Source organism: Kitasatospora sp. NPDC004240, from assembly GCF_053603215.1.
Genome location: NZ_JBSGFD010000224.1, coordinates 1 through 12,662 on the forward strand (window position 1 = coordinate 1; position 12,662 = coordinate 12,662).

Annotated in this window: 9 protein-coding genes; 6 read left to right on the top strand and 3 right to left on the bottom strand. The window is 74.1% G+C overall.

Annotation, left to right across the window (positions count from 1 at the left end; genetic code table 11):
- Positions 1-1,109: 1,109 nt before the first annotated feature.
- The gene (guaA, locus tag ACWEQL_RS36210; protein WP_452154773.1) at positions 1,110-2,693 is read left to right on the top strand and encodes a glutamine-hydrolyzing GMP synthase; all 1,584 of its coding nucleotides are present in this window, start codon (positions 1,110-1,112) and stop codon (positions 2,691-2,693) included.
- A 197-nt stretch (positions 2,694-2,890) separates the two neighbouring features.
- The gene (locus ACWEQL_RS36215) at positions 2,891-3,961 is read left to right on the top strand and encodes a Rieske 2Fe-2S domain-containing protein (RefSeq protein ID WP_452154757.1); all 1,071 of its coding nucleotides are present in this window, start codon (positions 2,891-2,893) and stop codon (positions 3,959-3,961) included.
- Positions 3,962-4,004: 43 nt separating this feature from the next.
- On the opposite strand, the gene ACWEQL_RS36220 is transcribed toward ACWEQL_RS36215, so the two are convergent.
- Positions 4,005-4,226, bottom strand: a complete 222-nt coding sequence (locus ACWEQL_RS36220; protein ID WP_452154759.1) for a hypothetical protein — start codon at positions 4,224-4,226, stop codon at positions 4,005-4,007.
- Positions 4,223-5,671 (bottom strand): PspC domain-containing protein, encoded by a 1,449-nt coding sequence (locus ACWEQL_RS36225; RefSeq protein WP_452154761.1) that lies wholly within the window; start codon positions 5,669-5,671, stop codon positions 4,223-4,225. Before ACWEQL_RS36225 ends, ACWEQL_RS36220 begins: the two co-directional genes overlap by 4 nt.
- A gap of 133 nt (positions 5,672-5,804) precedes the next feature.
- On the opposite strand from ACWEQL_RS36225, the gene ACWEQL_RS36230 reads away from it, so the two are divergent.
- The 3 genes from ACWEQL_RS36230 (at position 5,805) to pcrA (ending at position 10,893) form a co-directional block, all read left to right on the top strand.
- Positions 5,805-7,304: a PspC domain-containing protein gene (locus ACWEQL_RS36230; RefSeq protein WP_452154763.1), complete on the top strand. Its 1,500-nt coding sequence runs from the start codon at positions 5,805-5,807 to the stop codon at positions 7,302-7,304.
- The gene (locus tag ACWEQL_RS36235) at positions 7,297-8,037 is read left to right on the top strand and encodes a LuxR C-terminal-related transcriptional regulator (protein WP_452154765.1); all 741 of its coding nucleotides are present in this window, start codon (positions 7,297-7,299) and stop codon (positions 8,035-8,037) included. The genes ACWEQL_RS36230 and ACWEQL_RS36235 overlap by 8 nt, the downstream gene beginning before the upstream one ends.
- A 207-nt stretch (positions 8,038-8,244) precedes the next feature.
- The gene (gene pcrA, locus ACWEQL_RS36240; protein ID WP_452154767.1) at positions 8,245-10,893 is read left to right on the top strand and encodes a DNA helicase PcrA; all 2,649 of its coding nucleotides are present in this window, start codon (positions 8,245-8,247) and stop codon (positions 10,891-10,893) included.
- Positions 10,894-10,973: 80 nt separating this feature from the next.
- Here pcrA and ACWEQL_RS36245 read toward each other — a convergent pair whose 3' ends face one another.
- Positions 10,974-11,849: a M23 family metallopeptidase gene (locus ACWEQL_RS36245; RefSeq protein ID WP_452154769.1), complete on the bottom strand. Its 876-nt coding sequence runs from the start codon at positions 11,847-11,849 to the stop codon at positions 10,974-10,976.
- Between the two features lie 343 nt (positions 11,850-12,192).
- On the opposite strand from ACWEQL_RS36245, the gene ACWEQL_RS36250 reads away from it, so the two are divergent.
- Positions 12,193-12,600, top strand: coding sequence for a cobalamin B12-binding domain-containing protein (locus ACWEQL_RS36250; protein WP_452154771.1), 408 nt, complete (start codon positions 12,193-12,195; stop codon positions 12,598-12,600).
- Positions 12,601-12,662 lie beyond the last annotated feature (62 nt).

The window sequence follows — 12,662 nt, forward strand, 5'->3', positions numbered from 1 at the left end:
CCCGCCGCCCGTGGGGGGGGCGGGCGGGGCGCCCCGGGCGGTCGGGCCGCCGCCCGGCGCTCTGCGGCGGCGTCCCGGCGGCGGTGCCGGGCGGGCAGGGCGACACCCTCGCCGAACAGGGCAAAGGGCCCCGCGGGGGAACGGGGCCCTTTGTCGCTCAGCATCGGCGTCAGGGCTGCGCCGGTGCTGGGGCGACGGCGCCGGGGGAGGAGCGCCGTCTCGTCGAATGGCTCTGTGGGGTGCGCGGCGCCGGCATGGGTGACCGGGTGGTGCGGCGCACCGGCACGCGGGGTGGGCGGGCCGGCGCGCATGCTCGCGCCAGGGCTTCGCTCACGGAGCGTGAGGTGAAAATCATTGCCACCGCAGGTCTCGGCGGCAACCGAACGTGCTTCCGTCGACGGCCCTTCGGCCGCCGGGGAACCCCCTCCACCAGCATCGTGCTGGACGAAGGCCTTGCTCTGCAACCGATTCGGCACACTTCGGCACAGTCCATTTTCGGACGGGACCGACCGGGGCGTCCGGCCGCGCACCCGGCGCGGGCCCGGCGCGCGGCGGTGGGGAGCCGCGCCGATGATCACGGTGAGTAGTTGGTCTTGCCGGAGCGCACGGGGACGCGCGTAGCGGCGTGGGACGTCAGGGGGTGTGCGCCGGGGTGCGGCGGCCGGCCCCCGGGCGTCCCCGGGCGCCGGCCGTCCCACCTCCTCGGTCCAGTCGCGGCCGGGGTCGCTGTCCCCTGCTGGCCGGCCGCGTCACCCGCGCGCGGTCCCACGGCGCACCGCCGCCGGCCGGGCCGGTACCGCGGGTGCGCCACGCGCGCCGGTGGACTGGGTGATGAGCTCCACGCGTGGTCCTGCGAGTCCGTACGGCGCCGCCCCTGCCGGGGTTCGGGCGGCGCACCTGGCGGGTGCGGCGCGTCCGTACGGTCGTCAGGAGCAACGAACCGGCCGCCCGTCCGGTCACGGCCCGGCGGGCGGGCAGACGAGTGAAAGCGGGCCGCCCGGTAGACTCGGCTGTAGACCCCCGCCCGTCACCCGTCGCCGCCCCACGTGGACGCGCGGTGCGCGGCACAGTTCGATACCGCTGCCGGAAGGCCGTCCGTGTCCTCTGCTATTCCCGTCCAGTCCGTACCTGAGAACGACACCGTCCTGGTGGTCGACTTCGGTGCCCAGTACGCCCAGCTCATCGCCCGACGGGTGCGTGAGGCGCGGGTCTACAGCGAGATCGTGCCGAGCTCCATGCCGGTCGCCGAGATGCTCGCCAAGAACCCGAAGGCGATCATCCTCTCCGGCGGTCCGTCGTCGGTGTACGAGGAGGGCGCGCCGCAGCTCGACCGTGCGCTGTTCGAGGCCGGGGTGCCGGTCTTCGGCATGTGCTACGGCTTCCAGCTGATGGCCAAGACGCTCGGCGGTACGGTCGACAACTCCGGTGCCCGCGAGTACGGCCGCACCCCGCTGACCGTCACCCGCTCCGGCTCCACCCTGTTCGAGGGCGTGCCGGACCGCCACTCGGTGTGGATGTCGCACGGCGACGCCTGCTCCGCCGCCCCCGAGGGCTTCACCGTCACCGCCTCCACCGACGTGGTGCCGGTCGCGGCCTTCGAGAACGACGAGGCCCGCCTCTACGGCGTCCAGTACCACCCGGAGGTCCTGCACTCGGACCACGGGCAGCAGATCCTGGAGCACTTCCTCTACCGCGGCGCCGGCATCGCCCCGAACTGGACCACCCACAACGTGGTGGACGAGCAGGTCGCGCTGATCCGCGCCCAGGTCGGCGACAAGCGCGCCATCTGCGGCCTCTCCGGCGGCGTGGACTCCGCGGTCGCGGCCGCGCTGGTCAACCGCGCCATCGGTGACCGGCTCACCTGCGTGTACGTCGACCACGGTCTGATGCGCAAGGGCGAGACCGAGCAGGTCGAGAAGGACTTCGTCGCCGCCACCGGCGTCCGGCTCAAGGTCGTGGACGCGCAGGAGCGCTTCCTCACCGCGCTCGCCGGGGTCACCGACCCCGAGGAGAAGCGCAAGATCATCGGCCGGGAGTTCATCCGGGTCTTCGAGCAGGCGCAGGCCGAGATCGTGGCCGAGGCCGGCGAGCACGGCGAGTCCGTGGACTTCCTGGTCCAGGGCACCCTGTACCCGGACGTGGTGGAGTCCGGCGGCGGCACCGGCACCGCCAACATCAAGTCCCACCACAACGTCGGCGGCCTGCCGGAGGACCTCCAGTTCGCGCTGGTCGAGCCGCTGCGCAAGCTGTTCAAGGACGAGGTCCGGATGGTCGGCCAGGAGCTCGGCCTGCCGGAGGAGATCGTCCAGCGCCAGCCGTTCCCCGGCCCGGGCCTGGGCATCCGGATCGTCGGCGAGGTCACCAAGGAGCGCCTGGACCTGCTCCGCGACGCGGACGCCATCGCCCGCGAGGAGCTCACCGCGGCCGGCCTGGACCGCGAGATCTGGCAGTGCCCGGTCGTGCTGCTGGCGGACGTCCGCAGCGTCGGCGTCCAGGGCGACGGCCGCACCTACGGCCACCCGATCGTGCTGCGCCCGGTGTCCTCCGAGGACGCGATGACGGCCGACTGGTCGCGCCTGCCGTACGACGTGCTGGCCCGGATCTCCACCCGGATCACCAACGAGGTGCGGGACGTCAACCGCGTCGTGGTCGACGTCACCAGCAAGCCCCCGGGCACCATCGAGTGGGAGTGATCGCCCACGACCGGTCCTGAGGACCGGCGTTGAACGGCCGCGCCGTCGTTCCCGTACCAACGGGGGCGACGGCGCGGCCGTTACGGTGCCCGGGTGCCCACCGGGTGGGAGGCTTCCCACCGAAAGTGCTCACGAACGTGCAGAATGCGTGCCGGACCTGTCAGAGGGCGACGGGCCGCGAGGGGAAGGTGTGAGGCATGTCGGAGGCCAGCGGGGCCGGGGCCAGCAGGGACACGGACAGGGGCCCGGACGGGGACACGGCCGGCGAGCGGGGCGGGGCGGCCGCGCGCGTCGCCCGGCTCAAGGCGGACGCCTCACGCCTCGCGCTGCTGCCGCTGCGGCTCTTCCTCGGCGTGACCTTCGTCTACGCCGCGCTCGACAAGCTCTCCGACGAGCACTACCTGGCCGGCGCCGGCGACCCGGCGTCCTTCGTCTCGCAGACCCAGGCCGTCAAGGCGCACAGCCCGATCGGCTTCCTGCTCGACCAGGCGCTGGCCCACCCGACCCCGTTCGCGCTGGCCATCGCCTTCGGCGAGCTGGCCGTGGGCCTCGGCACCCTGGCCGGCCTCTGGGGCCGGGTCGCGGCCGCCGGCGGCGCCCTGCTCAGCCTCAGCCTCTGGCTCACCGTGAGCTGGAACGTCTCGCCGTACTACCTCGGCAACGACCTGGTCTACCTGATGGCCTGGACCCCGTTGCTGCTCGCCGGCACCCCGTACCTCTCGGTGGACGGCTACCTGGCCCGGCGGTCCGGGCGCGAGCGCGCGCGGGGGCTCGGCGAGGAGCAGACCGGACGCCGGGCGCTGCTGGACGGCGGGATCGCGGCCGTGGCGATCGGCGGCGCCGGACTGCTCACCGGCTCGCTGACCGCCACCTTCGGCCGGGACCGGCTCCCCGCCAAGCCCTCCGCGGCGCCGGACCAGAAGGCCACGGACGGCAAGGCGCCGGACGGCAAGGCCCCCGCGGTCTCGGTGCCGGCCGCCCAGGTGCCGGTCGGCGGCTCCGCCCAGGTCAAGGACCCGGCCAGCGGCGACGCCGTCTACATCGTCCAGCCGAAGGCCGGCCAGTACTGCGCCTTCTCGGCGGTCTGCACCCACTCCGGCTGCGCCGTCGACGCGCCGAAGAACGGCCAGATGTACTGCCCGTGCCACGGCTCGAAGTTCGACGCCGCCACCGGCGCGGTGATCACCGGCCCGGCCACCAAGCCGCTGCCGAAGTACGGCGTCACCAAGGACGGCGACAAGCTCAACCTCGGCCCGCTGCAGGCCTGACGGCCGGCGGGCGCCGCGCCCCCGGCGCCCGGCCCGCCCGCCGTCAGGACGGGGTCTGGTCCCGCCCGCCGGGGCGGCTGCGGCGGGCCACCGCCGTGACCGCCCCGACCAGGCCGCCGACGCCGAGCACGATGAAGGTCACCGGCAGCACGATCCGCCCGTTGACCGAGAGGTCGTTCTGCGCGGCCACCAGGTAGAGCACCGCGATCACGGTGAACAACAGACCCGCGATCAGCGAGAACGGGTCGAGCCGGTGCTTCCTCACTGCTGGACCACCTTGATCTCGCCGAGCCCGACCGTCAGCTTGAGGTCGAGCGTGCCCTTGGGCGCCTGCCCGTTCAGAGGGTTGAGCTGGTACGTGCGGCTGACGTGGCCGCTGTCCGCCTTCATGTCGGCGACCTTGACGTCGCCGAGCAGGTTGCGGGTGGTCAGGTTCACCGTGACGTCGGGCGGCAGCAGCACCTTCAGCTCGCCGATGCCGATCTCCACCTCGGTGTGCAGCGTGCCGCCGGCCGGATCCAGCCGGCTCAGGTCGAGGGTGCCCTCACCCACGCCGAGGACGTACTTGTCCTGGAGGTCCGCGGCCGAGACGGCGCTCCAGTTCCGCTCGCCGAAGGCGTTCTGCATCGAGGCCGGTGAGTCGCCGACCACCGAGAGCGAGACCGTCAGCAGCAGCGCCACCAGCGTCAGCCCCCGCGCCCGGCCCCAGCGGGCGCCCACCACCAGGGCCAGCCCGACCACCAGCAGCGCGCTCGCCAGCATCGTGGTCACCGCGGCGTCGGTGGACTTCACGGCCGAGCCCGACCAGACCAGCCCGGCCGTGCACACCGCCAGCAGCAGCCCCAGGGGGCCGAGGAAGGAATGCTTGCGCCGGTGCACCACCATCGCCGGGCCGGGCCGCTGCGGCCCGGCCGGCTCGCTCTTGCGCAGCGGGTCGCCCTCCGGCAGGTCGCTGCGCTGCCACCACGGCCGCGTCGGGGCGCCGGGCGGCGGGGTGGCCGCGCCGTACGGGTTGCGCTCGGGGTGCCGCGGGTCCCACAGGTAGCCGGACGGGCCGGCGTGCGGGGTGTCGGCCGGGACCGTGCCGGCCTCCCGCTCCCGGGCGTGCCGCTCGCGGGCCGCCTCGTCCCCGGTGCCGGCCGCCCAGCCGTCCGGGCCGCCCAGGCCGTCCTCGGCCTCCGGGAACCAGCGGTCGTACGGGCCGCCGGGGTGGTGGCGCCGGCCGCGACGGCGACCGCGCAGCCGGCCGTGGCGGCGGTGCTCGGGGTCGTAGCGGACCGCGAGGAAGACCAGGGCCGCGAGCAGCAGCAGCGGGAACAGCTGGTCGCCGTCGCCCATCGAGGAGAAGAACACCCCGGTGCCGATCACGGTCAGCAGCACCGCGCCGACCGACTGGCCGTCCACCCGGCCGGTGAGCACCCGCTGCAGCTCGGTGCGCCCGCCCCGGGCGGCCCCCCGGCCGTCCGGAACGGGATCGGTGGGCACCACCAGCCAGGCCAGCCCGTACAGGAACAGGCCGAGACCGCCGGAGAGGCAGAGCACCGCGGTCACCACCCGGAAGACCACCGGGTCGATGTCCAGGTGCCGGCCCAGCCCGCCGCAGACCCCGGCCACCACGCGGTGGTTCTCGCTCCGGGTCAGCGGCGGGCGGTCCGGTCCGGGCGGCGCGTCGGTCGCGGCCTCCTCGACGAGGCGGTGGTCTTCGGTCATGCCCTTCATCTTGGTGGTTCCCGGGCGCCCGCCCAACCGGCGGTGGCCCTGCCCGGACCCTGACTTGTCCCTGAGACGGCTAGGGGACCCACCCTGATGCGCCCGGGCCCGCCCGCGTGGAACGATCGGTGACGTGGCAGCACCCGGTACCGATCCCCGTCCACTCGCCCCTGACACCCCGTCGGCGGCGGGCTCCGACCCGAGCGCGCCGGCCGACGCCCGCCCGCCCTACCGCCGGCTGTACCGGAGCCCCCAGGGCCGGATGCTCGGCGGGGTCGCGCACGGCCTCGCGGTGCACCTCGGGCTGCCGGTCAGCTGGGTGCGGATCGCCTTCGTGCTGCTGTTCTTCGCCAACGGCATCGGCGTGCTGCTCTACGCGGCGTTCTGGTTCGTGGTGCCGATCGGCATCGGCGAGCCCGCGCAGCGCGGCGGCGCGCACTGGGTGTACGTCAACGGGGCCTTCGTCCCCGCCGGCTCCTGGCAGGCGGCCGGGGCCACCGCCGAGCTGAGCAAGACCCGGCGCGGCCGGCTCGGCCGGCTGCGGGAGCTGCTCCAGCAGACCTTCCAGGGCGAGCCGGTCGCGGCGGTGGAGGCCGCCCGGACCGCCGACCCGGCCGCCCGCGGCGACGAGCCGGCCACCCGCCCCGGCGGCGGACGCGACCAGGGCGGCCTCGGCCAGCTCGCCGCCCTGGTGATGCTGGCGATCGGCCTGATCGCGCTGCTCAACGCGCTCAACGTGCAGACCGCCAAGCCGTACACCTGGCCGCTGCTGGCCATCGGCGTCGGTGTCGCGCTGGTCTGGCGGCAGGCCGACGACTCCCGCTGGCAGCGCTGGTTCGGCCTGGAGGAGGGCGAGAAGCGGCGCGGCGCCTACACCCGGGTCGGCGCCGGCGTGCTGCTGGTGGTGGCCGGCACCATCGCCTTCCTCGCCCTGCAGGGCAACGGCTCCACCATAGGCGCGGTGATCGAGGCCTCGCTGGCCGTGCTGGTCGGTGTGCTGGTGCTGGTCGGCCCGTACGCGCTGCGGATGTGGCAGGACCTCGGTGCCGAGCGCACCGCCCGCATCCGCGCCCAGGAGCGCGCCGAGATCGCCGCGCACGTCCACGACTCGGTGCTGCACACCCTGACCCTGATCCAGCGCCGCGCCGAGGACCCCAAGGAGGTGCTGCGCCTGGCCCGCGCCCAGGAGCGCGAGCTGCGGCTGTGGCTGTACCGCCCGGAGGCCGCCGCCGAGGCCGCTCCGGACACCATGGCGGAGAGCCTGCGCGAGGTCGTCGCCGAGGTCGAGGACCGCCACGGGGTGCCGGTCGAGCTGGTCGTGGTCGGCGACTGCCCGATGGACGAGCGGATCGCGGCGCAGATGCAGGCCGCGAGGGAGGCGATGGTCAACGCGGCCAAGTACGGTGGCGGGGGACCGGTCCAGGTCTACGCGGAGGTCGAGGGGAGGACGGTGTCGGTGTTCGTACGCGACCACGGCCCCGGCTTCGACCCCGACACGGTGCCCGAGGACCGGATGGGCGTACGCGAGTCGATCATCGGCCGGATGAAGCGCAACGGCGGCACCGCACGGGTGCGGCCCGCGCCGGGCAGCGGTACCGAGGTCGAGCTGGAGATGGAGAGAACGGATGACTGAGGCAGCGCCGACGGGGGGCCCCGCGGCCGAGGGCCCGGGACGGATCGCGCGGGTCGTGCTGGTGGACGACCACCGGATGTTCCGCACCGGCGTCCGGGCGGAGATCGGGCGCACCGAGGTGACCGGCATCGACGTGGTCGGCGAGGCCGACGACGTCGAGTCGGCGGTACGGGTGGTCGCCGAGACCCGGCCGGACGTGGTCCTGCTGGACGTCCACCTGCCCGGCGGCGGCGGCGTGGAGGTGCTGCGCCGCTCGGCCGGGCTGATGGGCGAGGGCGGCGCGGCGCGCGGCGCCGCCGACCCGGCGGGCGGGCGGGGGGTGAAGTTCCTCGCGCTCTCCGTCTCGGACGCGGCCGAGGACGTGATCGGCGTGATCCGCGGCGGTGCCCGCGGCTACGTCACCAAGACCATCACCGGGACCGACCTGGTCGACGCGATCTTCCGGATCTCCGACGGCGACGCGGTGTTCTCGCCGCGGCTGGCCGGCTTCGTGCTGGACGCCTTCGCCGCCACCGACACCCCGCCGGTGGACGAGGACCTCGACCGGCTCACCCAGCGCGAGCGCGAGGTGCTGCGGCTGATCGCCCGCGGCTACGCGTACAAGGAGATCGCCAAGCAGCTGTTCATCTCGGTGAAGACCGTGGAGAGCCACGTCTCGGCGGTGCTGCGCAAGCTCCAGCTGAGCAACCGGCACGAGCTGACCCGCTGGGCGACGGCCCGCCGGCTGGTCTGAGCGCCGCCGCGCCGCCGCGCCGCTTCATCGCCGCGCCGCTTCATCGCCGTGCCGCTTCGCCGCGGGCCCGTCCGGACACCGGGCGGGCCCGCGGCGTTCCCGGTCGTGCCCCGGCCGGGCGGCGGAGCGGATCCGCGCCGTCCGGACGGGCCGGTTCTGTTCGGTCCGCGCCGGGTTGTCGGTGCCGGGCCATAGACTCGATGTGCCATGAGTAGCCTCTTTGACGACCTCCCGCTCCCCGGTTTCGAGGCGCCCGCCGCCGGGTCGAAGCAGCAGCCCGCCGCCGCGCCCATCGACGAGGAGCCCCCGCCGTACGAGGACGACCTCCCGTACGACGCCTACGAGGAGGCGATCCCGGAGGGGCTCTTCCGGACCACGGCCTTCAGCGAGCCGGGGGGCGCCGCCGAGACCGAGCGCGACGCCTGGTACCGCAACGGCGCCGCCCGCCCGGTGATCGACCCCGCCCAGCTGCTGGAGGGCATGAACGAGCCGCAGCGCGAGGCCGTGCTGCACGCCGGCTCGCCGCTGCTGATCGTGGCCGGCGCCGGCTCCGGCAAGACCCGGGTGCTCACCCACCGGATCGCCCACCTGCTGGGCGCGCGCGGCGTGCAGCCGGGCGAGATCCTGGCGATCACCTTCACCAACAAGGCCGCCGGCGAGATGCGCGAGCGCGTCGAGCAGCTGGTCGGGCCGCGTGCCCGGGCGATGTGGGTCTCCACCTTCCACAGCGCCTGCGTGCGGATCCTGCGCCGCGAGTCCAAGGTGCTCGGCTTCACGTCCAGCTTCTCGATCTACGACGCGGCGGACTCCCAGCGGCTGATGGCCCTGGTCTGCCGGGACCTCGACCTGGACCCCAAGCAGTTCCCGCCGAAGTCCTTCACCGCGAAGATCAGCAACCTCAAGAACGAGCTGATCGACGAGGAGACCTACGCCGACCAGGCCGCCAACCCGATGGAGAAGAAGCTCGCCGAGGCGTACTTCCTCTACCAGCGGCGGCTGCGCGAGGCCAACGCGCTGGACTTCGACGACATCATCATGACCACCGTCAACCTGCTCCAGGCGTTCCCGGACGTCGCCGGGCACTACCGGCGCCGCTTCCGGCACATCCTGGTCGACGAGTACCAGGACACCAACCACGCCCAGTACATGCTGGTGCGCGAGCTCAGCGGCGGCGCGGTCGCCGCCGCCCCGCGGCGCACGGTGGACGGCGACCTGGTCAACCCGGCGGCGGCCCACCTCGTAGAGGTGCCGCCCGCCGAGCTGTGCGTGGTCGGTGACGCCGACCAGTCGATCTACGCCTTCCGCGGCGCGACCATCCGCAACATCCTCCAGTTCGAGGAGGACTACCCGGACGCCCGGACCATCCTGCTGGAGCAGAACTACCGCTCCACCCAGACGATCCTGAGCGCCGCCAACGCCGTCATCGAGCGCAACGCCAACCGGCGCGAGAAGAAGCTCTGGACGGCCGGCGACCACGGCGAGAAGGTCATCGGCTACGTCGCCGACGACGAGCACGGCGAGGCCCAGTTCATCGCCGACGAGATCGACCGGCTCACCGACAAGGGCGAGGCGAAGCCCGGCGACGTCGCGATCTTCTACCGGACCAACGCGCAGTCCCGGGTGTTCGAGGAGGTGTTCATCCGGGTCGGCCTGCCGTACAAGGTGGTCGGCGGGGTGCGCTTCTACGAGCGCAAGGAGGTCAAGGACGTCCTGGCCTACCTGCGGGTGCTCTCCAACCCGGAGGACACCGTCCCGCTGCGCCGCATCCTCAACGTCCCCAAGCGCGGCATCGGCGAGCGCGCCGAGGCGATGATCGACGCGCTGGCCTCGCGCGAGCGGATCTCCTTCGCCCAGGCGCTGCTGCGGGTCGACGAGGCGTACGGCATGGCGGCCCGCTCGGCGAACGCGGTGAAGAAGTTCAACGCGCTGCTGGCCGGGCTGCGCCAGGTCGTCGAGTCCGGGGCCGGCCCGGCCGCGGTGCTGGAGGCGGTGCTGGAGGAGACCGGCTACCTCGCCGAGCTGCAGTCCTCCACCGACCCGCAGGACGAGACCCGGGTGGAGAACCTCCAGGAGCTGGCCTCGGTCGCCCTGGAGTACGAGCAGGACCCGGGCGAGCGCCCCGACGCCGAGGAGGAGGGCACCCCGCCGGTCGGCTCGCTGGCCGACTTCCTGGAGCGGGTCGCGCTGGTCGCCGACTCCGACCAGATCCCGGACGAGGACGAGGAGGGGCAGGGCGTCATCACGATGATGACCCTGCACACCGCCAAGGGCCTGGAGTTCCCGGTGGTCTTCCTGACCGGCATGGAGGACGGCGTCTTCCCGCACATGCGGGCGCTCAACCAGGCCAAGGAGCTGGAGGAGGAGCGCCGGCTCGCCTACGTCGGCCTCACCCGGGCGCGCGAGCGGCTCTACCTGACCCGCTCGGTGCTGCGCAGCGCCTGGGGGCAGCCCTCGTACAACCCGGCCTCGCGGTTCCTGGAGGAGATCCCGGACGCGCTGGTGGAGTGGAAGCGCACCGGCGCGGCGGCGATGCCGGGCTCGCGCTTCGGCTCCCCGTCCTCGCGGACGGGCTCGGCGGGCGGCTCACGTTCCTCGGGCGCCTCGGGCTTCTCCGGGACGGGCCGCGGCGGTGCGGCGGCCTCGCCCAAGGCGGGCTGGGGGCAGTCGGCGCGGCGGGCCACCGAGCGCGAGGTGGTCGCGCTGGCGGTCGGCGACCGGGTCACCCACGACACCTTCGGCCTGGGCACGGTGGTCGCCACGGCCGGGGTCGGCGACAAGGCGCAGGCCACGGTGGACTTCGGCACGGAGGGCCGCAAGCAGCTGCTGCTGCGCTACGCGCCGGTGGAGAAGCTCTAGAAGGCCCTTAGGACGGGCGACGGCCCCGCGCTGCCCCCACCGGGGGCTCCGCGGGGCCGTCCGTCGTCGGCGGCCCGGTGTCAGCGCGGGTCGACGCCGCGCTCCAGCAGCCAGGGCAGCGGGTTGATCGGCTTGCCGCCGTCCGGGCGGATCTCGAAGTGCAGGTGTGGCCCGGTGCTGTTGCCGCTGCTGCCGACGAAGGCGATCACGTCGCCCGCCTTCACGGTGCCCTTGCGCACCTTGTACGAGCGCAGGTGGCAGTACCAGGCCTCGGTGCCGTCGGCCATCTTGAGTATCGTCATGTAGCCGTACGCCGAGTTCCACTGCGTACGGATCGTGCCGTCCATGACCGCCCGCACCTCGGTGCCGCCGTCCACCGGGAAGTCGATGCCGGTGTGCCGGGCCGCCCAGTGGGTGCCCGCCTCGCCGAAGGTCTCGCCGATCCCGCGCTGGGCCACCGGCAGGACGACCGTGGGGGCCTCCGGCGGCTTCGGCGCCTCGGCGGCCGGTGCCTGGTCGACGGCCGTCGTCCCGTCCGCGGCGACGGCGGTGGTCCCGTCGGCCGCGACGGCGGTCGTCCCGTCCGCCCCTGCCGGGGCCTCGGCCCCGGAGAGCACCGGACGGGCGTCGCCGCGGGAGGCCGTGTCGCCGGCGGTCCGCTCGACCGCCTGCCGGGCCGCGGCCTGCTGCGCTCCGTCCTGGGCGGCGCCCGGGGCCTCGGCGGCGGTCTGCTGCGGGATCCGGGCGGCCTGGGCGCGCTGCTCGTCGGCCTCGCCCTGGACGGTCACCGCGGCGGCCGTGGCCACCCCGAGCGCGGCCATCGAGGGCAGGGCGACCCGCAGCAGGGCCGTCCGGGTCGCGGCCTTGGCCGCGCCGCGCCGCTGCGCGCGCGACTGCTCGCGGGCGGCCATGCGCAGCTCCGCGCGGGTCGGGCGGGCGCCTGCATCGGGAGCCATGGGTGGCTGCCTCCTCGGGGGGCCTCGGGCACGTCATCGGGCGAGGGGAAAACAGCCGAGACTGTAGCCGCCCCTGCCACATCCGGACAAAAGTCCGGATGTCAAGAGGCAATGACGGATGCTCAGTGGCCGGAACGTCCGCCGCGCGGGCGACTGGAACCCCGGGCCCGGGGTAGGAGGAGCAACGGGGCGAAGCTGTGATTTTCCCCTCCTCTTGAGGGGCGGATCGGCCGTGGGGGCCGGGTGGCGCTACCCTCCCCTCAGGTTGGTTATCGGTGGTTAACCGCGCCCGCACCCGACGAGGTCCGGTGGGGTGATGGACAACGAGGTCCAGGAGGCAGTGATGGGTGTGTCAGGGCCGATCCGTGTGGTGGTCGCCAAGCCGGGGCTGGACGGTCACGACCGCGGCGCGAAGGTGATCGCGCGCGCCCTGCGGGACGCCGGCATGGAGGTCATCTACACCGGTCTCCACCAGACGCCCGAGCAGGTCGTCGACACCGCGATCCAGGAGGACGCGGACGGCATCGGCCTGTCGATCCTCTCCGGCGCCCACATGACGCTCTGCGCCCGCGTGATCGAGCTGCTGAAGGAGCGCGACGCGGAGGACATCAAGGTCTTCTGCGGCGGGATCATCCCGGACGACGACATCGCCGAGCTCAAGGCGCTGGGCGTCGCGGACATCTTCACCCCGGGCACGCCCACCCGAGACGTGGTCGCCTGGGTCGAGGCGAACCTGCGCGCGGCCAGCTGAGGCCCTCCGCACCATGACGCCGGCCGCGGGCCGGCCGGGGAACCCCCCGGCCCGGCCGCGGC